Raw genomic sequence first — 24709 nt, 5'->3', positions numbered from 1 at the left:
TCTCCTAAAACAGTTTAATTTGGTCATAATGAATTCCATGGAATTTTTCCCTGTCGATTTCAGGTAAATCCAGGTAATTTTCAAGCTTGAACTTATCGAATTTTATCTTTTCCTCTTCGGGAACATAGACGCTGATGTCTGGTATGTTGAATCTCGCCTTGCTCAATGCCCCAATGATGTTTGATATTTCAGTCAATGGGTAAAGCTTACCGTCCACGCTGACTTGGGTTTTCATCTCGTCAAAGCGAGGGTATTCGGCAATGTTGATGAATACGTAATCCTTATTTATATCATAATCCTCGGCTATTTCCTCTTCAGCCTTTCTAAGTTCACTTGCTTTAATCTTATACATTTTTTCAGGTATCTTGAAATTGTCAAGCCTTATTGTCTTTACCCTTTTCGGGATTATCCTGTTGTCGAGCCTGTTCATGATGTCTCTTGCAAACTCGTCCTCGCAATTCCTGAAAATTGATATGATGTCTGTGTCATCGTACTTGTAGATGTCGTTTTCATCGATGATTTCATTATCTATTATTCTTTTAAGCGCTCGTCTGAACATTGTGTTGACGATTCTGGTTGTGTGGTGCTGATAGACGCTTGGGTACATGAAGTATCTTGACACCAATGCCCCTTCAGCTGCCTGAACTCCCTTGATGTCCAAAATCAATCCGTCATCCAATGTGAGATTTGAAATCAGTCTTTCATAATCAATCTTACCGTATGAAACGCCGGTGTTATGGGAGTCCCTTAAAAGATAGTCCATCCTGTCGACGTCAAGCTCGCCTGAAACGATTGGGCCGAGATGCCCCTTACCGTTTATGATGTCGACGATTTCATTGACATCGAATTTCTCTTCAAGCAAATCCCTCATTGATGTTTGGGTTATCACGAATTTTGACAATTCCTCATGGGGAACTGATAGGACTCCTTCGGATACATGGGAAAATGGTCCGTGACCTACGTCATGCAGGAGCGCTGATGCTCTGATGAGGTCTATTTCATCGCTGTTCAGGTCCAGCTCCTCGGACAGTTTTGATCCAAGATGCATTGTTCCGACACAATGCTCGAATCTTGTGTGTGTGGCGCCAGGGTAAATCAAGCTGATTAGACCTAACTGCTTGATTCTTCTTAAACGTTGAAACTGGGGCATGTCCATTATTCTTATTTCAAATTCATTTAAGCGAATATCTCCATATACGCTGTCTCTGATAAACTTCTTTTTTTCACTCATCATACCAGTCCTCGTATACGTCTTCCCAATCATCATAGCTAGTATTCCAATCCTCGTCAGTATCATTTGTGTAGGTTACATTCTCTATGGTGTTATTTGTTGTGTTAGTGTTATTCTTTGGCTTGATTGTTGGCACATAGTTGATTTCATCAGGCTCGAATGAGTCATTGTCAAGTGATATCAATTTGTATGAGTCGTTGTCCTCATGGATTGTCAGGCTTGCAAAAGCTGAGCTAATGCAAAATGCAGCGACTGCAATTATTAAAAATATAATCAAATTTGCTTTTACTGACCCTTTCATAATAACACCAATATTTATTTCGATTAAGAATATAAACTATACTATTGTTATTTTTTTAAAAGCTATTATTTATAGTTGCTTAAAAAATAACGATTTTTAGCTATTTTTTTTCACAATTTTGATGTGGCCTGCAAAAACTTTATATATGATTGTGTTCTATCATTATATATCGGAAGTATACTTCCGACATATTATTGCCGACTAAATGGCAATTGTTCAAATTAAATATAATAGAGTATGATAAGATGGTTATGTTTAGTGCTGGCGACACCGCATGGGTGCTTGTATGTACCTTACTGGTACTGATTATGAGCATTCCTGCAGTCGCATTTTTTTATGGAGGATTAAGTAAACGAAAAAACGTATTAAATACAATATTTCTGACTTTCATTGCATTTTCAATAATCAGTGTAATCTGGGTAATATTTGGCTATCAATTCGCATTCGGAGCCGATATTAACGGACTGATTGGTGCACCAACCAATTTCTTCCTGCAGGGAATCGGATTGGAAGACCTTAACGGAACAATCCCGACATTGCTCTTTGTGATGTTCCAGTGCGCATTTGCAGGACTTACATGTGCAATCATGTCAGGTGCACTTGTTGGAAGGATGAGAACAAAAGCATGGGTAATCTTCGTTCCGCTATGGGCATGTCTCGTATATGTCCCAATTGCCCACTGGGTATGGGGCGGAGGATGGTTAATGCAAATGGGAGCGTTAGACTTTGCAGGAGGAGCAGTAGTACACATAAACTCAGGAATCTCCGCACTAGCAGTAGCATTGGTATTAGGAAAAAGACAGGACACATCACTGATTCCGCACAACCTCGGATATGCAGTTCTCGGCGCAGCATTGCTGTGGTTCGGATGGATGGGATTCAACGGAGGATCAGGCCTAGCAGCTGACGGGCTTGCAGCAAATGCAATTATCGTCTCAAACGTTGCAGCAGCAATGGGACTGATTGTCTGGACCGTGATAGATACATATGTGGTTGGAAAACCGACAGTGCTCGGTGCAATATCCGGAGCGGTTGCAGGTCTTGTGGGAATCACTCCTGCAGCAGGTTTCGTGGATGTTCCGGGAGCACTTGTAATTGGTGCGGTCGCTCCAATAATCTCATACTTCGCAATCTATTACCTCAAACCGAAACTCGGATACGACGATGCATTGGATGTATGGGGCATTCACGGAATGTCTGGAGTATGGGGAGCAATAGCAACAGGAATCTTTGCAGTGCCAACAATCGGAGGAGTTGCAGGACTGATTGCAGGAAACCCTGAACAGGTAGTAATTCAGATAATAAGCGTAATAGCAACAATGATCTATTCATTTGCAATCAGCTACGTACTGGCCAAAGTCCTTGACAAGGCAATGGGAGGCATAAGAGTTGAAAGCCATGAAGAGGTCGGTGGACTTGACTCCAATCTCCACAAGGAATCCGCATATAACTTTAATTAGAGGTGATGTTTATGAAATGTATAGTTGCAATAGTGAGACAGGAAAAGTTCGAGGATGTTAAAAGGGCCCTGGTTGAAGTGGGATGCGACGGAATGACAGTTTCTGAAGTGAAAGGAAGAGGAAGCCAAAAAGGAGTAAAGGAATCCTACAGAGGTTCAAGCTACTGCATTGACCTTTTGCCAAAAACACGTGTTGAAATCGTTGTAAAAGACGAAAAACTCGACATCTTTGTAGAGGCCATCAAGAAAGGAGCCTACACCGGAAACATAGGTGACGGAAAAATATTCATACAGCCTATTGAAAACGTAATAAGAATCAGGACTGGTGAGGAAGGTGATAAGGTAGTTTAAATTATAATAACACTAAGTGGGAAATATCCAAAATATTTCCCATTTCTCCCTTCTAGTAATCTATAACCACACCAGAAATGTCTGAAATGTCAACCCAAGTGGTGACACCCTTGATTTCGTAAAGCCCACCATTAATGAACTCGTATGAGACTTCCTTATTGTCGCTTATGAGATGAACATCACTGCCGTTGATTTGATCAACCCTTTTTATGATGCCTCCGTATTCGCTTGAATTGGCAACTACGATATCTCCGACATGTACGTCATGGGTCTTGTTCAAAAGCACGGTCTGGCCGTCCTTAAGGGTCGGAAGCATTGATGTTCCGTCAACATGGATACTGACTGGGATCTGATTGGGTCCTAAACTTGAATCAATGTTTACTGTAGGATTGTTCAACCCATACCTATTGCATATCTTTTCAATGCCGTCATGAAGTCCTGTGGCGTTGGTTGTGGTGTCATCCATTACTGATGTAGTGTAGTTGCAGATTTCATGGTTCATTCTGTCTATGTCCACATTGCTCATGCTTCGTGTCTCAACGCTTACGTTTTCACCGTCAATGTAAACGTCAACAGTGTCATTATTAATCATCAGCAATGCTCCAAAAGCTATAAAAATAAGTATTATTAAAGCTAAAATAAGTTTTTTAGCCATCACAATCACTCGTCCATGATGTTCAAGTCCATATTGAGCAGTGCGCGCATTGTCTCAATGTCAATCTGGCCGGGAGCGGTAACGTCGGTTCCTGCCGCAAATGTGATTGGTGAGTCGAATTTTGATGCCATCACGCGAGTGTAACTTCCCAAATCTCCCATGGATATGGCTATGGTGTTTTCACAATGTGAAAGAACTGCCAAAATGGTTAATGTGTCCTCCAAATCCTGAGGCATGAATGCGACCTTGGCAATGTCGCCCAATTCCTGTTCCTTTTCGACAATGTACATTATCTCATTCAAGTCAGGAGTCTTTTCAAAATCATGATATGAAACGATGGTCTTGACTCCTGTATCATGGATCTGTTTGATGTATTCGTCGCTGCTTTGAAGCTCAATGTCAACATAATCGACCAAGTCACAGCATTCATAAAGAATATTGAACCTTTCCTCTTCAGATCCCTTGAATGCGCCTCCTTCAGTACTGATTCTGTTTGTTGCAATCATAGGGAAATTAATTTCACGGATTGTATCCTTGATTTCACTGATATCAGGGTTTTTAAGAGCATCTATCCTGAACTCCAATACGTCAGCGCCCTTTCTAATACAATCCTCTGCTACAGCGATTACGTCCTCGCACTTTTCCTGAAAGATAGGAATTGCAATTTTTGTTTGGGAATACATTATTATATAATATAATTGTTACCATTAATTAAATTTTCTTATAAACTTTATATAAATTGAAAAACATAATATATACCAATAAAATTTAAAAATTTTATTATTTATTTAATTAATTATACAAGGTGTTAATTTGAAAATTACAGCTATAGGAGCAGACATATCAAAAAATGATGTGTCATGCAGTTCTAAGCTAGTAGAAACTATTGAGAATAATCTTCATACAGTATTGGACGCAGGAGCAAAGGATGTTGCATTGACAAATGTGACAGGAGATGACGTTGTCATCAGCGCATTTGTCGAGGATGACCTGCATGAGGCTGTCAATGAAGCTATCGTTAATGTTTTACGTATGAGTGCAGAGAACTTGGGCGACGTATCCGGAATTTCCGACAATCCTGAAGATGCAGGAGAAGGAGTTTCATACGCCGAAGCGAATATCAGGCCAGACAGATTCCCTGACGCTATTGTTTTAGGTTTTGATACATACGGTGGTGAACCGTTTGTTGCAGATGTTGCAAACTCAGCCATTGAGGCTGCAAGAGGAATGGCAAACTGTACAGATGTGTCAGATTTGATTGAACCGAAAACAAGAAAGATACCTGGTGTGGGTTATGTGTCACCTGAAACAGACGATCCAGTGGTTGTCGCCACAGTCGAGAATATAGAGTCTGTCGGAGTGATTGCAGGAGCCATGATTGGAGCTGCACTTGGAAATAAGAACGTTTATTTAGTTAAAAGAGGAACAACTTGTAATGTATTGCCCGGTAGCGTTATTTTTTCAGCTACCGCTTTTATGAATGGAAATGTGATAGATTTAGCTGTTCCATTCGAAAATAAAACTAGGATATTAAGATAAGGGGGTTTATTAATGATTTTATTGAATGAAGATACAAAATGTCTAGTTCAGGGAATAACCGGTAAGCAAGGTTCATTCCACACTGAACAAATGTTAAATTATAATACTAATATTGTTGCAGGACTGACTCCTGGAAAAGGAGGCCAGGACTTCATGGGAGTGCCTATATTCAACTCCATGGAAGAGGCTGTTGAAGAAGTTGACGTGAACGCTTCCATAATTTTCGTGCCTGCAAGATTTGCAAAAGACGCCGCTTTCGAGGCAATCAGACACTTGGATTTAGTTGTAATCATCTCAGAACATATTCCAGTCCATGACAGTATGAAAATCATGGCATATGCAAAACAGATGAACACTACAATCATCGGACCTAACACTCCGGGAATCATCTCTCCGGGCGTTGGAAAGTTAGGTATCATGCCTACTCACATCTTTTCAGAAGGAAACGTTGGAGTAATCTCAAGAAGCGGAACATTAACTTATGAAATTGCTAGTGAACTCACCAATGCAGGAATCGGTCAAAGTACAGCAGTGGGAATCGGTGGAGACCCAGTGACCGGTGACAATTACGTTGACATATTAAAAAGATTCGAAAAAGATGACCAAACAGACGCAGTGGTTTTAATCGGTGAAATCGGAGGAACTGCAGAGGAAAGAGCCGGTAAATACATTGCAGAAGAAATGTCAAAACCGGTTGTATCATACATTGCAGGAAGAACCGCACCACCAGGCAAAAGAATGGGTCACGCAGGAGCTATCATTCAAGGATCATCTGGTACTGTTGCAAGTAAAACCAAAGCCTTAAATGAAGCTGGTGTTGAAGTGGCTGTAAAACCATCAGAAATCGTAGATTTACTCAAAAAGGTAATGTAGATGTCAAATCAGGAAATTATTGATAAATTATTAAACGGCGAAATGAAGCTTTACCAAGTGGACAAGGAAGTTTCAGCTCGCGAAGCAACTGACATTAGAAGAGAATTTTTAGAGCAGAAATATGACTTGGACTTGTCCAACATCTCCAACTACACCCTTGACATGGAAAGGGCATCTGCAAGAAACATTGAAAACTCAATTGGAGTATTGCAACTCCCTATGGGTATTGCAGGACCAATGAAAATCAATGGTGAATATTGTCAAAGGGAAGTATTCATTCCACTTGCAACCTCCGAGGGAGCACTGGTTGCATCCATCAACCGTGGAGCATCAACAATAACCGCTTCAGGAGGAGCAAACGCAAGAGTCGTATCAGACATCATGACCCGTGCGCCTGCAATAAAATGCGATGGCGTCAACGATGCAATTGAAGTCAAACAATGGTTTATTGATAATTTCGATGAATTAAAAAGCATTGCCGAAAGCACAACATCTCACGGTAAACTAATTAAAATAGACCCTATATTAATCGTGGGAAGCTATGTATACCCAAGATTTGTATTCTCAACAGGAGACAGTATGGGAATGAACATGGTTACAATAGCTTCCGAAAAAATCTTAGACAAACTTGCAGAGGAAACCTCTGCAACACACATTGCCCTAAGCGGTAACGTATGCGTTGACAAAAAGCCTGCTGCTATAAACATTGTTGAAGGAAGAGGAAAAAGCGTTATAGCAGATATCCTGATACCAAAAGACATTGTTGCCAAAAAGCTCAAGACAACTGCCGAAGCAATTGTTGAGGTAAACACAGCAAAGAACCTTATCGGTTCAGCCGCAAGCGGATCCATGGCATTCAATGCCCATTATGCAAACATGGTTGCAGCAATATTTCTGGCAACCGGTCAGGATGCGGCACATGTTGTTGAAGGATCATTAGGAATCACAACCGCTGAAAACCGCAACGGCGATTTATATTTCTCAGTTAACCTGCCTGACCTGCCAGTGGCAACAGTCGGTGGAGGAACAAGCCTTGAAGTTGCACAGGAAGGATTGAACATCCTTGGAGTTGCAGGTTCAAATCATGCAAAGGAATTTGCTGAAATTGTGGCATGTACCGTTCTTGCTGGAGAGCTTTCTCTTGTAGGCGCATTGGCTGCTGGACACCTTGCCAGGGCTCATCAGGAACTCGGAAGAGGATAAAATGGATGATCTTTTAGAGGATTTATATCCTGAAATCACCCTTGAAACAGATGATTTGATAATGCAGATATCTGTTAAAAAGGATTACTCCCAAATTAAAGATTTAGATGAAAGAAAAAAAGAATTCATCAATGATTTAAATGAGTTCATTAAGGAATTTAGTGAAACTCCCGAATCAAAGGAATTCATGGCTTTTTTTGATTAAATTGGAGTCATACAATTATTGTATGATTTCCAATCAACTCATGTAAACTATATTTTTCAATAATATTAAATTGGGATAAACTATATGAAATATACAACGAGTTTAGTTTTCATTATAATGGGAGGTTTTTAAAATGGAACATAAAAATATAATAATTATACTGCTTGTTGTAATTGTTATATTGGCATTTGTGGCGGGCATAATGTTTTTACAGCAAAACACATCTGAACCAAAAAATGTTGACAATAACCAAGATGAAGTGGATGAGGTCGATGAATCTTCACCTTCACCAGACACCATAACTGTGAAATTGCCTGAATTTGACAAGACTTACACAGAAACTGCAGGAGATTATGCTGTTGATGCACAAAAGTGGATGGGAGGATCTGTTGGTGGATTTGAAATTCATTTATATAAAAACGGCAAATCAGTTGACAAAGATTCTTATTTGACTAGAGCTTATTTCTACATGGATGGTGAGTGGAAATGGAGTGAATGGGGTAATGGTGAAGATGATTATGAATTATGTCATAGATACCCTGTAAGCAACGGAGTTGAAATCCAAAAAGTTGAAGTTAAATTTTAAGGATTTTGGATACTAGTATTTGGAATCCAGTTTTTCAAATACTTTTTTAACATTGACCTTGGTTTCAAAGCAACCGGTCTTTTCAAGCAAAACCCCTTGAGGGTAAAAATCAGACAGTAACATCATCATCTGGTTTAGGTCCTCATGACAGGCAACGCCAAGAACAGTCTGGAACTTGTTTTCCATAACTATCTTTTTAACGAAACTGGAACCTGGAACGATGTACATTTTATATCCTAAAGGTTCTGCTTTTTTCTTTATTACACCGATTGAGCATAATCCACATTCAGTGCAGTTCAATCCTTCCTTTTGAAGTGTTGCAGGACAATCCTTATGCCTGAGACAATGTGGTAGGAATATCAATGTCTTTTCAGCAGGGATTCTGTTGTACTGTTCCTTATTGAGATCGTTTCTCACCTTGATTGCAATGTCGTCGATGAGATTGTCGTCAAGTTTTAGAAAATGAGCTATTGTTTTTAATGGTGAGTAGAGAAGGTCAACTATGTATAATAGGAATCTTGGAAACTTTATCTGGTTTTTCTTGGCTATCAAAAGGCCCAGTATCAGGAATATAATCAGCAATATTATGATAATGCCCACTATAAGCACTACCAACTGGCCTAAGAACATGTAAAAAGAATCAATGAACAACATTATTTCAACCTAAAACTCTTCAATGGTGTAATTGTCAAATTCCCTGTTCAGTCTAACTCCGGTTGGTGTTTTTACAATTTCTAGTCCTGACAGACTGTCGCATGAACACAAAACGTTCTGTTCGGGATGGGTTCCTGGAGTGATGTTGCAATTGAGGTTCACCTCGTCACCAATTGATATGACGGTTTCCAATCGTTTGGTTGATGGATGATCCTTATTTAAAATAACCAATGGTGAGGACTCTTCACGGGAAAGGTAAGCCTGTGATCTTATGGCGCGCTTGTCCTTTTTGAAGTTTGACACGGCTATGATGTCATCTGATTCTAAAAACTGGACTATTTCCTCATTGTCCTGTGTTGCAATGAAAAGCATCTTGTCATCATATGCAACCTTAACAACACCCACCATTCCTGTTTCGCCTTCAAGAAATAGTATCTCATCATTTTTAAAATCAATATTCATGTTATCACAAAAAATAAAAAAAGAGAGTAAATATTGAATTTACTCTGCAACTTCCACATTGTCACTTTGACAAGATGGACAAACAACTTTCTTTCCAAGTCCTTTAAAGGAATTTCCACAGTCTTTACAATGATATTTTTTTGTTTTCAATTTTTTCAAATCGATATCGGCCATTGGCCCTCCGCTAGAGCACATTTTAAATCACCTGTTATATTATATATAATATATATTATTAATAAGTTTAGTTTTGAAGTTTCTCACGTGTCTCATTAATCTTACTTAGTGTTTCCTCATCCCTTGTCAGGTCAAACTTAAGCTCCAGGAAATACATTAACTGATTATATAGCTTATTTGCCTCATATTCCTTGATGAATTCGTCAAGGGTTTCAAGAATAAACGGATTCACGCCCAATTGAATATTCTTATTGCCTATTATTTCAATGCATTCCTCAAGTGAAAGTTCCATATTGTCGTTTTTGGACTGGATGGACTTGATTTCAGCATATGCAAGAGGGCTTGGCTCAAACTCCATGCTGTAGATGTAAAGCGCCAGGGCTGTTTTCATGTCATTTTCCTCAACATAGTAATATCCGAGGTTCCTGTAGCATCTTGCAATGTCCTGCGGATAATAGGAGTATTTGAGTGCATCGCATGTTCTGATGAAGCTTTCATTTAACGTGTAGGTGTGAACTTTATAGATTTCGGTCAGCTCAAGGATTATCCTTGCTGAAACAGGATCGATCTTTATTGCCTTTTTCAGGTACTCCTCTGCCTTGTCATATTCCTTGTTTTCCAAAAGCAGAAATCCGTATACATAGTACAAATCAAGCAGTGGCTGGTTGTCGGGAATGTATCTGAGCTGCTTTTCAGCACCGACATATTTCCTGAAAATCAACTCTTCCAATGGGTTTGTGAAATAATGGTACTCGCTTACCTTGTCGTCCTCAAACATTCCCGGAAAAGTTTTCATGAAGTCATTGAGCTTTTTTAAGGGCTCATCATAGTTTCCGTTCTCAATCTCATAGAAAATGTCATTTAATACATCAATTATAGGATTTTCCCTTTCGGATATCTCTATGAATTCCTGTTTCTCGTCATCGCTCAGGCAATCCCACATTAGACGTGAAATCTCCTTGATGATTTCCTTGTTGTAGGGATGGTCCTTGTAAACCTCAATCTGTGAGGAAAGGTACTTCCTGTTCAAATCCGGGTTTTCACCCAGGTTAGCCTTAATCTCTTTTATTATCTCTTCGTACATTAACACACCTAAAGTTAGTTTAATGGGTAATGTTTTTATATTACTTCTTACCTATCTAAATATGTATAAAAACTTAGTTTTATATTTTTATTAAAAAATTTTTAGGTGATTATTAAATGGCAAATCAACCAATATTTATCCTTCCTGAAGGAACTGAAAGATATTCAAAAAGAGATGCTTTAAGAATGAATATCACTGCCGCTAAAGTATTGGCAGGTATTGTAAGAACTACATTAGGTCCTAAAGGTATGGACAAAATGTTAACAAGCTCATTAGGTGACGTAACCGTAACCAATGACGGTGCAACCATTATGAGAGAAATGGAAATCAACCAACCTGCAGCTAGAATGCTCGTTGAAACAGCTAAAAAACAAGAAGAAATCGTTGGAGATGGAACCACTTCTGTTGTTGTTATTGCAGGTGAATTATTAGCTAAAGCTGAAGAATTATTAGATGACGGCATTGCAACTTCCGTAGTTGTTAAAGGATTCAGAAACGCTACTGCAAAAGCTGTTGAATTATTAAAAGAAATTGCAATTGACGCTGACGATGAAGAAACCCTTAAAAAAGTGGCTGTAACTGCTATGAGTGGTAAAGGTTCAGACTATGCAAAAGAACACTTAGCAGACCTTGTTGTAAAAGCAGCTTTAAGAATTGAGGAAGACGGAAAATCCGATATTGACAACATCAACATCCAAAGGGTTTCCGGAGACTCCGTGGAAGATTCATTCCTTGCTGAAGGAATCATCATCGACAAGGCATCAGTATCCAAAAACATGCCTAAAGATGTTGAAGACGCTAAAATCGCAATAATGAAATATCCAATTGAGCTTAAAAGCATCAATACCGATTCTAAAATTGACATAACCAGTCCTGATCAATTTGAAATCTTCCTCCAACAGGAAGAAACCATGATAAAAGAGTTAGTTCAAAAAATCATCGATTCCGGAGCAAACGTATTATTCTGTCAAAAAGGAATTGACGACATGGCAGAACACTACCTTAAAAAAGCAGGAATCATGGCTTTCAAACGTGTCAAAAAATCTGATATGGACAGAATCGCAAAAGCAACCGGTGCTAAACTCGTAACTGACATTGAAGATTTATCCGAAGAAAAATTAGGTAAAGCAGGTCATGTATACCTTGACAAAATCTTTGACCACGAGTTAACCTTAATCGAAGAATGTGACAATCCGAAAGCATCTTCAATCGTATTAAGAGGAAGTACCCGTTACGTTACCGAACAAATCGCAAGAGCACTTGACGACGCATTAGGCGTAGTTGCTGCAACCATTGAAGAAGGAAAAGTTCTCATCGGTGGAGGAGCTTGTGAAATCGATTTGGTAAAACAATTAAGAGAATATGGTGAATCCGTAAGCGGAAGGGAACAATTAGCTATTTTAAAATATGCTGAAGCATTGGAAGTAATCCCTAGAACCTTAATTGAAAATGCAGGTTTAGACACCATCAACTTGATTGCTGACTTGAAAGCTGCTCACGAAGACTCTCCATTCATTGGAATCAATGTATTTGAAGGTAAAGTTGTTGACATGAAAGAAGCTGGCGTTATTGAACCTTTAAGAGTTAAAATACAAGCTCTCCAATCCGCTGGCGAAGCTGCAGAAATGATCTTACGTATCGATGACATGATTGCAGCAAGAAATGCACTCAACTCCACCGGACCTGATGAGTCTGGAAACGATGCAAGCGGCATGCCACCAATGCCTGGTGCAGGCGGTATGGGCGGAATGCCTCCAATGATGTAAAATTAAAAATTTTACACATTTTTCTTTTTTTTATTATTTTTGCTTATTTTTTAATATTCTTTGTTAAACTTATTGTTTTTAATTATAACTTGACTTATCTTTATGGTTATAGCTTAAATAACTTTAAATCATGCCCTATTTTATCTAAAAAGCTTTAACATTACTGTTCTTATTTTTGTTTTATTAAGTCACTTTAAAAAATGTTTCATCATGTAATATTCTTTTAAAGCTTAATTCAAAGATATTTTTACTTCTTTGTTTATTTTCATAAAGTTTTAGACTTAATTTTAAAAATTAAACTCATTTAATTGGATTTAGCAAATACAAAGCTTTATATAAGATATTTGCAATAAATATTTGTACGATGAGAAAATATTCTCATTAATTTTTAAAAATTTTGTTAAGGAGGTAAAATATTTTGAACAAAAAAATATTACTCACTTTAGTGGTATTGTTCACGGCTGTGTTATCGCTCAGCGCAATATCAGCAAGTGATGTTAATGTTACAGATTCATATGCTACTAGCTTAGTAGATGACACATCAGATGTATCAGTCCCACTGGAGAAAACTGCTGATTCATCAGAAATTTCTGTATCAAGTGTTTCAAATGTTGATAATGATTCATCTAAAGTTTCTCTATCAAGTGAAGAAGTTTTAGAATCTGAAAATTCAAATACTTTATCAACTAACTCGGATAGTGACTATCTCTTGAATAGTGAAAATGGGATTGCCAGCCTATCAGCTTCATCCGACAATGAGCTGTTAAGTGCAGAAGGCAATGTTTCTTCAAAAATCGATGTATCAAAGACTATTCAGGCAAAGGATATCACTAAATATTATAAGGGAACTGCACAATACACAGCTACCTTTTTGGATGAGTACGGAAATCCTCTGGCGAACACCAATGTCAAGATCACTGCCAATGGAGTGACATACACCAAAAAGACCAATGCGAAAGGTGTGGCTTCTTTAAGCATAAATCTTAAACCTGGAACCTACAAGGTGATTGCACAAAACCCTGTTACAGGTTATAAGTTGACTACAACCTTCAAGGTACTGTCAACAATCACTGCAAGTGACATCTCTAAGGTGTACACTGATGGCAGAAAATTCACTGCTAAATTCCTTAAAAGCAACGGTAAGGCTCTAGCTAAAAAGACAGTTAAGTTTAAGATTAACGGAAAAACATATAAGGTAAAAACAGATGCTAATGGTGTTGCTAGTTTATCATTGACCACCCTTAAAAAGGGAACCTATAAGATAATCTCTTATAACACTGATGGTTTGACAAAAACCAACACTGTTAAGGTAGTTAGGTCTACTACTTCATCATTAACTGCAAGCAATTACGTTTTCCTTAATACTGACACTAAGAAAATTAAAGTCAAATTGTTAAACAAGTTCGGATACGCTCCGGGCAAAGGAAAAGTAGTTAAATTTACTATCAATGGAAAAACATATTCTAGAACAACAAATGCCAATGGTATTGCTTCACTTAATCTTCCTTCATTGGCGAAAGGGGTTTATACAGTAAAATATAAATTTGAAGGGAATAGTTTCTATAAGGCATCAAGTACAACAAGTAAAGTAACTATCATTACTACTAAAACTCCTACATTTACTGTAAAAAGCGGAACCAGCTTCACTTATGGTAAAAGCAACACATTTAAGGTTGCTGTAACTGCAGCTGGCGTTCCATTAATAAGCAAAAAGATCACATTCAATGTGGACGGTAAAACATATACTAAAACCACTGACAGCAATGGTATCGCATCGTTACCGATTGATTTGGTGATAGGTAAGCACACAATTAAGTATTCAATAGCTAAGGACTCCAAGATAAACGCTAAAACTGCGTCAAGTACAGTTACAATCAAGGAAAAGACTGTAACAACACATAATGCATATTGGTTGTACGGTTCAGACATGAAAAGCGTGAACCTTAAGACTCTTGCTTCAAAAGGAGTTACAGATATTCTATTGAACTTCAAGGCTTACGAATTATACGGTAAATCAGGTGTTGAATCATGGATTGCTAGTGCGTCTGAAGTCGGAATCGATGTTCACATGTGGGTTCAGGCATTCTACTCAGGCAGCACAGGTTGGGTAAATCCAGTTAAAGACGGCAAGGAATATACATCATATTTCACAACTAAAATAAATGAAATAAAAACTTATGCGGCTTTAAAAGGTCTTTCAGGTATCCACTTGGATTATTTAAGATATCCTGGAACCGCTTATAAGACTACTGGAGGAACCGAAGCAATAACATCATTTGTAAAGCAGGTTAAGACTGCTGTTGATTCAATTAACAGTAATTTGGTCCTATCCTGTGCATTGATGCCTGAAACTACAAGCAGCGCATATTATTATGGACAGGATTATGACTCATTAAGTAAGTACATGGATGTAGTAATCCCTATGGTCTATAAGGGAAATTATAACAAGGACACTACATGGATTGCTTCAGCAACCAAATGGTATGTGGAAAACTCAAAAGGAGCTGATGTATGGACAGGTATTCAAACATACAAGTCCGATGAGGATACAACAAAACTCTCAACATCAGAGCTCAAAACTGACATAGCATCAGCGTTGAAAGGTGGATCAGCCGGTGTCGTATTGTTCAGATACGGTATTTCAAACGATGTGGACTTCAATTCTGTGTCCTCATCATCCTCATCAGTCAAGACAGTATCCATCAAGAATATTGTCACTGGTGCAACCAATCTGAAAAAGTTCTATGACTCCAACGGCAAACTGCCTAATACAGTAACAACCGGAGGATACACATTCACTTTACCGGAATTCCTGTACTTGATGAGTCAAGCAATATATCAAATAAACAGTTCCAATACCAATGACATTATTGTCCTTAGCGGAGTTTCAGTACCAAGCGCTCCTTCCGGAGACACAATAAACTCTAAAAAGTTATACGATTATGTAACTGTCGCAAAGAATGTTGCAGTGTTCATTAGCACAAACAATCATGCTCCGAACTATGCTTCATCCGACGTGGGTAAGATTATCTACTCCGAATTGGTTGACGCATTTTCACGCGTATTGTACTTCTACGATACCGAAAATAGATTGCCTAGCTATGTGACTGTTACTTACGCTTCAAGCTCAAGTTCCAGTTCAGATTCCAGTTCAAGTTCAACAACCGGAACAGGTTCAGGATTGAATGAGAAATGTACTGAAACCAGTTTGGCCAAGTATCTCAAGTCCACAACCAACTGTCAAGTTGGCGCTTCAGCAATTAAATCTATTGTCAATTCAGTTACAAAAGGATTGACCACTGATCTGGCTAAAGCTAAAGCGATATTCAATTACGTCAGGGACCATATATCATATAGTTTCTACTATAACACCAAATATGGTGCTACCGGTACTTTAAGCGCCGGAAAAGGTAATTGTGTTGACCATTCACACCTGTTGGTTGCAATGTTCAGAACCGCAGGTCTTGAGGCAAGATACGTACACGGTACCTGTAAGTTCTCAAGCGGAAGCACATACGGTCACGTATGGACTCAGGTATTGGTTAACGGTCAATGGTATGTTGCTGATGCAACTAGTTCAAGAAACTCTTTAGGATCAGTATCTAATTGGAATACAAACTCATTTACCTTAAACGGTATCTACTCCAGCTTGTCATTCTAATGGATATTCTTTTCTTTTTTTTCTTTTTTTTAAATTCTATTTTTTTATATTTTAGGTTAATCAAAACTTTTTTATACTTTCAATAATAAACATTTAGATTAATTAAAAAATAGGTGACTTTCATGGCAGAGGCTAAAATAAGTGAAAACATTGAAGAATACTTGGAAGTTCTCTACCGTAACGGCAGCAACGGAGAACAGGTTTCAACCACACAATTATCAAAGGACTTAGGTATTGCACCAGGCAGTGTAACCCAAATGCTTAAAAAACTAGAAGATTTAGGTTATATTGGATATACTCCTTACAAAGGAGCAACCTTAACTGACGAGGGCATGAGAATCGCTCAAAAGATTACAAGAAAACATAGGATTTTGGAAAAATTCCTATTGGATATCTTAAAAGTCAAAGAGGAAAATGTCCATGAACAGGCCTGTGAAATGGAACATACCTTGTCTGATGAGGCTGAAAGGGCTTTATGCACTATGATGCACCATCCTGACCTGTGTCCTGATGACCATATCATTCCTGCATGTGATTTTGATTTTGAAAGTTGCCAACAATGCTTTTCTCAAAAAGACTTTGACCAGGTCATCAATAGGAAATTCAATTTATTGTCTGTTTCAGAGTTAAATTCCAATGCGGAAGGTACAATATCATTCATTCGTGGAAACGAAGACCTTCTTGATGAAATCACTGACGCTGGAATTAAGGTCGGTCAACACTTGAAGTATGAATTCAATGAAAACCGCATAGGCAACCACTATCTGGTTACTATTGATGATGTAGAGTTAAACATTCCAACCGAAATGGCCCATAATATCTTTATTAGGGTTTAACTTTACCTTTCTTTTTTTTACAAAAATTTTATATAATATTTATTTCAAACTTATTAGCATTAAATATAATTTATTTCTTTTTACGGTGTTTTAATGCGTGGAAATTTATCAAACGGTATTGTTTCTATAAAGATTGAGGAAGGAAGTAAAAGACCGATTGCCTTGCATGAGAAAAGCAAGTTCGGAAAAATCGAGGCAGATTTTCTTCACCTTTCATTAATTGAGGCATGTTACCTTTCAGAAAAGGGACGCCTGAATATCTATGAGGATGACGTTGAATGCAGCGTGGGCTATCTCATTGACCTTTTAAAGGAACAGGATGTCTACGGCAAGTATGTTGTCTACAGGGACTTGAAGGACAGGGGCTATGTGATAAAGACCGGTTTCAAGTACGGTTCCGAATTCAGGCTCTATGACCGTGGAGGCGGTCCGGGCCAAGGACACTCAGACTACCTGGTAAAGATCATCTTTGAGAATTATGATATCAATGCACGTAATTTTGCAAGCTATGTGAGGGTCTCACACGGAGTCAACAAGAAGTTGCTTCTGGCCATTGTCGATGAGGATTTCGACATAACATACTATAATATAGAATGGACAAGACCATAGTTTAAATCAAAGGAATCATTTATATTTCATAACTTTTATAATAATTTTTAATAATTTTTAATCATGAATTTAATTTAACAGAATTGTTGGTGAAAATATGGCAGATTTAATAGACCCATGGGCATCATTTACCCTAGATTATGACAAATTGGTGAATCAATTCGGTATAGGTAAGATTTCAGAAATTCTAAAAGACGTTAAAAACCCTCAAAGGCTAATGCAAAGAGGAGTCATATTCGGACACAGGGAATTCAATGAAATCAACAACCTGATCAATCAGGACAAGGACTTTGCAGTTGTTACAGGTATGATGCCAAGTGGACAAATGCACATTGGCCACAAGATGGTTGTAGACCAATTGAAATGGTACCAGGACATGGGTGCAATGCTTTCATTGCCGATTGCAGACTTGGAAGCATATGCTGCACGTGGAATGAGCTTTGAAAAGGGTCGTGAAATCGCTGTCAATGAATACCTGACAAACTGGATAGCATTAGGTTTGGACCTTGAAAGGGATAACGTTAACGTTTATCTGCAATCCCAGAATCAGGAATTGCAGACCTTGGCATTCAAGGCAGCCAATAAAACCAATTTCAGCCAGCTCAGGGCAATCTACGGTTTTGAAAACTCAACCAACATTGCTCATGTGCAAGCGCCATTGATGCAGGTTGCAGACATTCTGCTTCCGCAAATCGAGGAATTCGGCGGACCGAAAAAGGTTGTTGTTCCCGTTGGAATCGACCAGGACCCTCACATAAGACTTACAAGGGATATTGCCCACAGGCTTCATGAGGAAACAGGCTTCATCCAGCCGGCATCAACATATCACAGGTTCCTCACAGGCTTAACCGGGGATAAGATGAGCAGTTCAAAGCCAAACACTGCAATATATCTTAATGACGACACAAAAAGTGCAGTCAAAAAGGTCAAGTCCGCAAAAACAGGCGGAAGGGAAACCCTAAAAGAGCAGGAAGAGCTTGGTGGAGAGGTTGACAAGTGCGTAATCTATGAGATGCTATTATACCACTTCATCGATGACGATAAGGAGCTTGAACAAATCAGGCATGACTGTCTGAACGGAACCCTGCGCTGCGGTGACTGTAAGATGAGAACCGCCGAGCTGATGGAAGAGTTCATGGATGACTTGCACGAAAAGCAAGATGAAGCAAGGGAACTTGCAAATACCCTGATATAAATGATTGATTTTAAAAAAGAGATAAGGCAGGCATTCACAGAAAACAAAATGGCCGTTTATGCATCAATAGCCCTCCTTGTCATTTCACTTCTTGCAGGATACTTCCTTGAACCCTACCTGAATTCATTTCTCAACCCTGTTGTCGAAAACATTTCAAACCAGGTTCGCACAGGCAATATCCAGCTGACATTTCAAAGCATATTTTCAAACAATATCAAAATAGTGTTCATAATGTTTATAATGGGAGTTTTATGCTGCTTTTCAGCGGTTATACTTGCATTCAACGGTTTGTTCATTGGATATTTCACTGCAATTCAGGATGACCTGTTAACTACATTGCTGATGCTGGTGCCTCACGGCATTTTCGAGCTGCCATCATGCATCATAGCCTGTGCATCAGGTTTTGTTCTATTCAATTTTATACTGAATTTCTTTAAGACATTCGCAAAGCAGGAAGACGGGCCGATTTCAAGTCAGCTGTACGATTCATATGTTGACAATTTCGACAAGCTAAAACAGGCAATCATTCTGCTAGCTGTATCAACAATACTGATGATAATTGCAGGTTTCGTTGAGGTTTACCTGACACTGCCTATTGCAGAATTCATAACCTCTAATTTTTAGTTAAATTTTATATAAAATAATTTTAAAAAATATATATGTGATTTTTTATGATAAGATGTGTTTCATGTGGAGAAGAATACGACGATGATGAAGTAATCTACACTTGTGAAAAATGTGGATCAGTACTTGAACTCGTCAATGAAATAGATGTTTCTAAAGACATTTTTGACGGTAGAAAAGATAACTTATGGAAATTCAAGGAATGCATTCCAGTTGATGAGACAAAAATAGTCTCCCTTGATGAAGGTGGAACCCCATTCTGCAAATGTGACAAGCTAGGAGATGAGCTTGGAGTAAACTTATACGTTAAGGTAGAAGGATCAAACCCTACCGGAAGTTTCAAGGACAGGGGAATGACTGTCGGAATGACCAAAGCTATGGAATTGGGTGTAAGCACCGTAGGTTGTGCTTCAACCGGTAACACTTCCGCTTCACTTTCAGCATACGCTGCCCGTGCAGGATTACGCTGCATCGTATTTTTACCTTCAGGTAAGGTTGCACTTGGAAAACTTGCTCAGGCAATGTTCCATGGTGCCGAAGTAATGTCTATCAACGGAAACTTCGATGAGGCACTTGAAGCCATGACCGCTCTTGCATTGGAAAAACATCTTTACCTATTAAATTCTATCAACCCTTACAGACTTGAAGGGCAAAAAACCATCGGTTATGAAATCGTCAGAGACTTAGGCTGGCAGGCTCCTGACAGAATAATACTCCCTGTTGGTAATGCCGGTAACATTTCAGCAATATGGAAAGGAGTGAAAGAATTCTACGACGCAGGATTCATCAAGGACTTGCCAATGATGACTGGTATCCAAGCGGAAGGTGCATGTCCTGTAACTAATGCATTCAAGAAAGGTGACAAAAGAGTAGTGCCTGTTGAAAATCCTGAAACTATCGCTACCGCTATACGTATCGGTGCTCCGGTCAGTGACATCAAGGCATTGAATGCAATCTATGATTCAAACGGATATTCCGAAACAGTGAGCGATGAGGAAATCTTAGATGCTCAAAAGTTGCTTGCAAGAACTGAGGGTATCGGTGTCGAACCGGCTTCAGCAGCTTCCATTGCAGGTCTTAAAAAACTTGTTGATGAGGGTGTTGTTGACAAGGGTGAAACAATAACCTGTGTGGTTACCGGACACTTGCTCAAAGATCCTAACACTGCTATTGATGCATGTACCCAACCTACTGAGGTTGATGCGGATATAGACACTTTAAGAGAGATTTTGATGAACAAATAAATTTTGCTTTAAATCTCTTTTACTTTTAATTTTTTCTTTTAATTCTTATTTATTCAAACAAAAGTTACACTTTTTTTATTTCAAGTCATTTGTGAAAAACATTTCACGATATAGTAATGTCACTATTTATGTTAAAATATCATGGTAAGTTATGTTGTAATTATCAAAAATCAACCCTTCATTACCAATAGATTTATATATAAGCAAATTAAAACTATTATTAACAAATTAAATGAGGTGTATAATTATGAGTGAATTACCAATTGCTCCTGTAGGCAGAATCTTAAAAAATGCTGGTGCACAAAGAGTAAGTGATGATGCTAAAATCGCATTAACCGAAGCTATCGAAGACTGCGGTAACGAAATCGCTCAAAAAGCTGTCGGATTTGCTCGCCACGCTGGTAGAAAAACTGTAAAAGCAGAAGACATCAAATTAGCAATCAAATAGATTTGTTAGTTGATCTTTAGATAGTATCCAATACTATCTCTTTTACTATTTTTTTTAATTTTATTTTTTTTTAAAGAATGATTGAAAGTTCTGAAATTACTTATTTTGGCTTATTTTTTGAAAACATTTATATACTATGCTAACTAATTTAATATTGTCTAGTTCTCTAGAATTATTTCATTAATTACTAAATTTTTATTTTTAGTTTTGCTAAAAATTATATGAAATTCAGAAGTATTTGTATTGAAAGTCTAATCCCTCTTATTTTTTTCTCGGGATTGTGGATTTAGTGATATATGAATTATTCAAGAATTAGTATTATTAAAGGCTGTTAGATTACTCTATAGATAAATTAAGGTAATTTAGAAGCCGTAATTAAATAATATTATGATTCAAAATGGATTATAATATCTGCCGATGGATGGCATAGCCAGATGAAAAAGGAGGTATATTTTATGGCAAACATTTATGTAAAATTTGACACACCAGAAGAATTAGCTAAACAAGCTGAAGAAGCATTAGAAACCGCACAAGCTACCGGTAAAGTAGCAAAAGGTACCAACGAAGTAACCAAATTCATCGAAAGAGGAGACGCAGCATTAGTTGTTATCGCAGAAGATGTTGATCCTGCTGAAATCGTTGCTCACATTCCTGTATTAGCAGATGAAAAAGAAATTCCTTACGTTTACTTACCTACCAAAGAACAAGTTGGAATTGCTGCTGGTTTAACTGTTGGAACTGCTTCCGCATGTATTGTTGATGCTGGTGACGCAGAAGCTGCTGTAGCTGAAATCGTAGAAAAAGTTGCTGAATTAAAAGAATAGATAATATTCTTTTAGTGATTTACGGTGATTTAAATGGAAGAAGGAACTCCTGCTGAAGTCATTGAAGTTTTAAAAAGAACTGGTATGACTGGTGAGGTAATGCAAGTTAAATGCAGAATCCTCGATGGTAGAGACAAAGGAAGAATTTTAACAAGAAACATTATGGGTCCTGTAAGACAAGGCGACATCTTAATGTTACTTGATACTATTAGAGAAGCTAAAGAAATTAGAACTCCTTAAGAAGGTGTAAAAGCATGAGAACTTGTTCATTCTGTCATAAAGAAATAGAAGAAGGTACAGGAAAAATGTACGTCAAAAGAGACGGTTCAATTTATTTCTTTTGTAGCAGCAAATGTGAAAAAAATATGATTAAACTCGGAAGAGTTCCAAGAAAAGTTAAATGGGTTAAAGAATGATTCAAAAAAGTTTTGTAATGATGAAACCAGACGCTGTACAAAGACGTCTTATGGGTAAAATATTATCCCGTTTTGAAGAAAAAGGTCTTCAAATCGTGGCTTGTAAATTAATTCACATTGATGAAGATTTAGCAAAAACTCATTATGGAGAACACGCTGAAAAACCATTTTTCCCAAGTTTAGTTGAATACATTACTTCTTCACCATCCCTTGCAATGGTCATTCAAGGAGAAGAAGCAATTACCACTATCAGGAAAATTGTCGGCGCAACCAATCCTTTAGAAGCAGATCTTGGAACAATCAGAGGAGACTTTGGTATGGATACCGGTAGAAACATTATTCATGCTTCAGATGCTCCTGAGTCTGCAGAAAGAGAAATTGCACTTTTCTTTAATGAAGATGAAATTTGTGATTACAAAATCGTCGATAACGATTTAATTTATGAATAGATAAATTTTAGAAATTTTATTATTAAGAAGATATTATGAAAATCAGATCCCCGATTGTATCAGTTTTAGGACATGTAGACCACGGAAAGACTACATTGTTGGATTATATTAGAGGTAGTACCATTGCTGATAAGGAAGCAGGAGGTATTACACAACATATAGGTGCTACAGAGATACCTAACGATACTATTGAAGAAATCTGTGGGAATTTCATATCAAGATTAACTATCAAGGACTTGATTCCTGGATTATTCTTTATTGATACTCCAGGTCACGCAGCTTTCACCAGTTTGAGAAAACGTGGTGGAGCACTTGCAGATTTGGCCGTTTTGATTGTTGATATTAATGATGGTTTCAAACCACAAACATTCGAGGCATTGAATATCCTTAAGATGTATAGGACTCCATTCATAGTTGTCGCCAACAAGATAGACATGTTATTCGGTTGGGAAACACATGAAGGAGCTTCATTCAAGGAATCTTTCGAACAACAAGCTCAAAGTGTCAAACAGGATTTGGACACTAAAATATATGAGATTGTAGGTACACTCCACAAGGAAGGTTTCCAATCCGAAAGATTTGATAGGGTAAGCAATTTCGCTTCACAAATCAGTATCATTCCAATCAGCGCCAGGTCCGGTGAGGGAATCATTGAAGTTTTAGCAATGCTATTAGGACTTGCTCAGGAATACTTAACCGAGCAGCTTGAAATCAATGAGGATGCTCCTGCCAAGGGTACAGTGCTGGAAATCAAGGAAGAAGTTGGTTTAGGTCTTACAATTGATAGTATTATATATGATGGTGTTTTGCGAACTAATGATGAAATCGCTTTAATGACTTCCTCAAATGATGTATTGACAACTAAAATCAGATCCATCTTAAGACCTCTCCCATTGGAGGAAATGAGGGATTCCAAAAAGAAATTCCAAAAGTTCGATGAAGTCGTTGCTGCAGCAGGTATCAAAATCGCTGCTCCAAACTTGGACGATGTCGTTTCCGGTTCACCTCTTAGAGTATTAAACGATAATGAGGATGTGGAAGAGGAACTCTTGAAAGAGATTGAGGACATTACAATAAGTACTGAAGATGAAGGTATTTTAGTTAAAGCGGATACATTAGGTTCTCTTGAAGCGATAGTTAAGCTTTTAAGAGAATTGGAAATCCCTATTCGTGAAGCAGACATCGGTGATGTTAATCGTAGAGATATAATTAATTCATCTATTGCTTTAAATGAAAATGATGCACATGGTGCAATCATCGCTTTCAATGTTAATGTTAATCCGAATTCCCAGGAGGATTTGGAGAATTCAGATGTTAAGCTGTTCAAGGGTGATGTAATCTATCAGATTATTGAGGATTACGAGGCATGGATTGATGAGATGGAACAAGCTAAGAAAAAAGCGTTCTATGATGCCATTATAAAACCTGCAAAATTCATGTCATTGCCTAAATTGGTTTTCCGTCAAAGTAAACCAGCCATTATTGGAATTGAATCCATTAGCGGTACAGTCAAGCAAGGTCAAACCTTGATTAACAAGAATGGTGAATATGTTGGTGTAATAGCAAGTATGGAGGATAAAGGTGAAACATTGCCTTCCATCCCTAGAGGTCAAAGGGTTGCTATGGCCATTAAGGACGCCATTGTCGGAAAGCATTTCGATGAGGGGGATGAGCTATATGTGGATATCCCTGAAAAGCATTACAAGTTCATCGAAAGGGAATTTAAAGATAAGCTAACAGAAGATGAATATGAAACATTATATGAGTTTCTTGAAATTAAACGCAAACAAGATCCGGATTGGGGTAAATTTGGTCTTTTTGAATAATAAATTTAGTATTATAAAATAATTTAAGGAGGAA

28 protein-coding genes are annotated in these 24709 nt (G+C 37.9%); 20 read left to right on the top strand and 8 right to left on the bottom strand.

Annotation, left to right across the window (positions count from 1 at the left end; all coding sequences use genetic code 11):
* Nucleotides 1-4 precede the first annotated feature (4 nt).
* Both E7Z78_RS00670 and E7Z78_RS00665 read right to left on the bottom strand, forming a co-directional pair.
* Complete coding sequence (locus E7Z78_RS00670; RefSeq protein WP_303723395.1) at nucleotides 5-1231, bottom strand: HD domain-containing protein; 1227 nt, start codon at nucleotides 1229-1231, stop codon at nucleotides 5-7.
* Nucleotides 1224-1532 carry a hypothetical protein gene (locus E7Z78_RS00665; protein ID WP_303723250.1) on the bottom strand — a complete coding sequence of 103 codons (309 nt, stop codon included), beginning with the start codon at nucleotides 1530-1532 and terminating at the stop codon, nucleotides 1224-1226. The genes E7Z78_RS00670 and E7Z78_RS00665 overlap by 8 nt, the downstream gene beginning before the upstream one ends.
* A gap of 245 nt (nucleotides 1533-1777) precedes the next feature.
* Here E7Z78_RS00665 and E7Z78_RS00660 point away from each other — a divergent pair, with 245 nt between their 5' ends.
* Together E7Z78_RS00660 and E7Z78_RS00655 are read left to right on the top strand one after the other, a co-directional pair.
* On the top strand, nucleotides 1778-2992 hold the full coding sequence (locus tag E7Z78_RS00660; protein ID WP_303723249.1) for an ammonium transporter: 1215 nt from the start codon (nucleotides 1778-1780) through the stop codon (nucleotides 2990-2992).
* A gap of 11 nt (nucleotides 2993-3003) precedes the next feature.
* Entirely contained in the window at nucleotides 3004-3342 is a 339-nt protein-coding gene (locus tag E7Z78_RS00655; RefSeq protein WP_303723248.1) for a P-II family nitrogen regulator, read from the top strand.
* 52 nt (nucleotides 3343-3394) lie between these two features.
* Here E7Z78_RS00655 and E7Z78_RS00650 read toward each other — a convergent pair whose 3' ends face one another.
* Both E7Z78_RS00650 and aroD read right to left on the bottom strand, forming a co-directional pair.
* Entirely contained in the window at nucleotides 3395-3997 is a 603-nt protein-coding gene (locus E7Z78_RS00650; RefSeq protein ID WP_303723247.1) for a S24 family peptidase, read from the bottom strand.
* A 5-nt stretch (nucleotides 3998-4002) separates the two neighbouring features.
* Complete coding sequence (aroD, locus tag E7Z78_RS00645) at nucleotides 4003-4680, bottom strand: type I 3-dehydroquinate dehydratase (protein ID WP_303723246.1); 678 nt, start codon at nucleotides 4678-4680, stop codon at nucleotides 4003-4005.
* A 130-nt stretch (nucleotides 4681-4810) separates the two neighbouring features.
* Here aroD and E7Z78_RS00640 point away from each other — a divergent pair, with 130 nt between their 5' ends.
* The 5 genes from E7Z78_RS00640 (at nucleotide 4811) to E7Z78_RS00620 (ending at nucleotide 8403) form a co-directional block, all read left to right on the top strand.
* Complete coding sequence (locus tag E7Z78_RS00640) at nucleotides 4811-5536, top strand: hypothetical protein (RefSeq protein ID WP_303723245.1); 726 nt, start codon at nucleotides 4811-4813, stop codon at nucleotides 5534-5536.
* A gap of 12 nt (nucleotides 5537-5548) precedes the next feature.
* Nucleotides 5549-6409 carry a succinate--CoA ligase subunit alpha gene (gene sucD / locus E7Z78_RS00635; RefSeq protein ID WP_303723244.1) on the top strand — a complete coding sequence of 287 codons (861 nt, stop codon included), beginning with the start codon at nucleotides 5549-5551 and terminating at the stop codon, nucleotides 6407-6409.
* Nucleotides 6410-7612, top strand: coding sequence for a hydroxymethylglutaryl-CoA reductase (NADPH) (hmgA, locus tag E7Z78_RS00630; RefSeq protein ID WP_303723243.1), 1203 nt, complete (start codon nucleotides 6410-6412; stop codon nucleotides 7610-7612).
* Between the two features lies 1 nt (nucleotide 7613).
* Nucleotides 7614-7817 carry a hypothetical protein gene (locus E7Z78_RS00625; protein WP_303723242.1) on the top strand — a complete coding sequence of 68 codons (204 nt, stop codon included), beginning with the start codon at nucleotides 7614-7616 and terminating at the stop codon, nucleotides 7815-7817.
* Between the two features lie 133 nt (nucleotides 7818-7950).
* Entirely contained in the window at nucleotides 7951-8403 is a 453-nt protein-coding gene (locus E7Z78_RS00620) for a hypothetical protein (protein ID WP_303723241.1), read from the top strand.
* Nucleotides 8404-8415: 12 nt separating this feature from the next.
* Here the strand turns inward: E7Z78_RS00620 and E7Z78_RS00615 are convergent, their stop codons facing one another.
* The 4 genes from E7Z78_RS00615 to E7Z78_RS00600 are packed head-to-tail and all read right to left on the bottom strand — an operon-like array spanning nucleotide 8416 to nucleotide 10777.
* The gene (locus E7Z78_RS00615; protein ID WP_303723240.1) at nucleotides 8416-9057 is read right to left on the bottom strand and encodes a DUF116 domain-containing protein; all 642 of its coding nucleotides are present in this window, start codon (nucleotides 9055-9057) and stop codon (nucleotides 8416-8418) included.
* A 9-nt stretch (nucleotides 9058-9066) separates the two neighbouring features.
* Nucleotides 9067-9519, bottom strand: a complete 453-nt coding sequence (locus tag E7Z78_RS00610) for a hypothetical protein (RefSeq protein ID WP_303723239.1) — start codon at nucleotides 9517-9519, stop codon at nucleotides 9067-9069.
* A gap of 39 nt (nucleotides 9520-9558) precedes the next feature.
* The gene (locus tag E7Z78_RS00605; RefSeq protein WP_303723238.1) at nucleotides 9559-9714 is read right to left on the bottom strand and encodes a hypothetical protein; all 156 of its coding nucleotides are present in this window, start codon (nucleotides 9712-9714) and stop codon (nucleotides 9559-9561) included.
* 46 nt (nucleotides 9715-9760) lie between these two features.
* Nucleotides 9761-10777, bottom strand: coding sequence for a tetratricopeptide repeat protein (locus E7Z78_RS00600; protein ID WP_303723237.1), 1017 nt, complete (start codon nucleotides 10775-10777; stop codon nucleotides 9761-9763).
* Between the two features lie 116 nt (nucleotides 10778-10893).
* Between E7Z78_RS00600 and thsA the strand changes: the two genes are divergently transcribed.
* The 13 genes from thsA (at nucleotide 10894) to infB (ending at nucleotide 24675) form a co-directional block, all read left to right on the top strand.
* Nucleotides 10894-12543, top strand: a complete 1650-nt coding sequence (gene thsA / locus E7Z78_RS00595) for a thermosome subunit alpha (protein WP_303723236.1) — start codon at nucleotides 10894-10896, stop codon at nucleotides 12541-12543.
* A gap of 463 nt (nucleotides 12544-13006) precedes the next feature.
* Nucleotides 13007-16204 carry a transglutaminase domain-containing protein gene (locus tag E7Z78_RS00590; RefSeq protein WP_303723235.1) on the top strand — a complete coding sequence of 1066 codons (3198 nt, stop codon included), beginning with the start codon at nucleotides 13007-13009 and terminating at the stop codon, nucleotides 16202-16204.
* A 122-nt stretch (nucleotides 16205-16326) separates the two neighbouring features.
* Nucleotides 16327-17040: a metal-dependent transcriptional regulator gene (locus E7Z78_RS00585; protein WP_303723234.1), complete on the top strand. Its 714-nt coding sequence runs from the start codon at nucleotides 16327-16329 to the stop codon at nucleotides 17038-17040.
* Nucleotides 17041-17133: 93 nt separating this feature from the next.
* A complete protein-coding gene (gene endA / locus E7Z78_RS00580; RefSeq protein WP_303723233.1) occupies nucleotides 17134-17649 on the top strand; it encodes a tRNA-intron lyase in 516 nt (171 codons plus the stop codon).
* A gap of 97 nt (nucleotides 17650-17746) precedes the next feature.
* The gene (locus E7Z78_RS00575) at nucleotides 17747-18844 is read left to right on the top strand and encodes a tryptophan--tRNA ligase (protein WP_303723232.1); all 1098 of its coding nucleotides are present in this window, start codon (nucleotides 17747-17749) and stop codon (nucleotides 18842-18844) included.
* A complete protein-coding gene (locus tag E7Z78_RS00570) occupies nucleotides 18845-19468 on the top strand; it encodes a stage II sporulation protein M (RefSeq protein WP_303723231.1) in 624 nt (207 codons plus the stop codon).
* A 47-nt stretch (nucleotides 19469-19515) separates the two neighbouring features.
* Nucleotides 19516-20712, top strand: a complete 1197-nt coding sequence (thrC, locus tag E7Z78_RS00565) for a threonine synthase (protein ID WP_303723230.1) — start codon at nucleotides 19516-19518, stop codon at nucleotides 20710-20712.
* A 247-nt stretch (nucleotides 20713-20959) separates the two neighbouring features.
* On the top strand, nucleotides 20960-21160 hold the full coding sequence (locus E7Z78_RS00560; protein ID WP_116591162.1) for a histone family protein: 201 nt from the start codon (nucleotides 20960-20962) through the stop codon (nucleotides 21158-21160).
* A gap of 455 nt (nucleotides 21161-21615) precedes the next feature.
* Complete coding sequence (gene rpl7ae, locus E7Z78_RS00555) at nucleotides 21616-21984, top strand: 50S ribosomal protein L7Ae (protein WP_303723229.1); 369 nt, start codon at nucleotides 21616-21618, stop codon at nucleotides 21982-21984.
* Between the two features lie 33 nt (nucleotides 21985-22017).
* Nucleotides 22018-22224 (top strand): 30S ribosomal protein S28e, encoded by a 207-nt coding sequence (locus tag E7Z78_RS00550; RefSeq protein ID WP_303723228.1) that lies wholly within the window; start codon nucleotides 22018-22020, stop codon nucleotides 22222-22224.
* A gap of 14 nt (nucleotides 22225-22238) precedes the next feature.
* Nucleotides 22239-22400, top strand: a complete 162-nt coding sequence (locus tag E7Z78_RS00545) for a 50S ribosomal protein L24e (protein ID WP_149731004.1) — start codon at nucleotides 22239-22241, stop codon at nucleotides 22398-22400.
* On the top strand, nucleotides 22397-22849 hold the full coding sequence (gene ndk, locus E7Z78_RS00540) for a nucleoside-diphosphate kinase (RefSeq protein WP_303723227.1): 453 nt from the start codon (nucleotides 22397-22399) through the stop codon (nucleotides 22847-22849). Before E7Z78_RS00545 ends, ndk begins: the two co-directional genes overlap by 4 nt.
* 35 nt (nucleotides 22850-22884) lie before the next feature.
* Nucleotides 22885-24675, top strand: a complete 1791-nt coding sequence (gene infB / locus E7Z78_RS00535; protein WP_303723226.1) for a translation initiation factor IF-2 — start codon at nucleotides 22885-22887, stop codon at nucleotides 24673-24675.
* Nucleotides 24676-24709: the final 34 nt, after the last annotated feature.

Source organism: Methanobrevibacter thaueri (genome assembly GCF_015062915.1).
GTDB lineage: Archaea > Methanobacteriota > Methanobacteria > Methanobacteriales > Methanobacteriaceae > Methanocatella > Methanocatella thaueri_B.
This window is presented reverse-complemented; position numbering and strand designations above follow the sequence as displayed.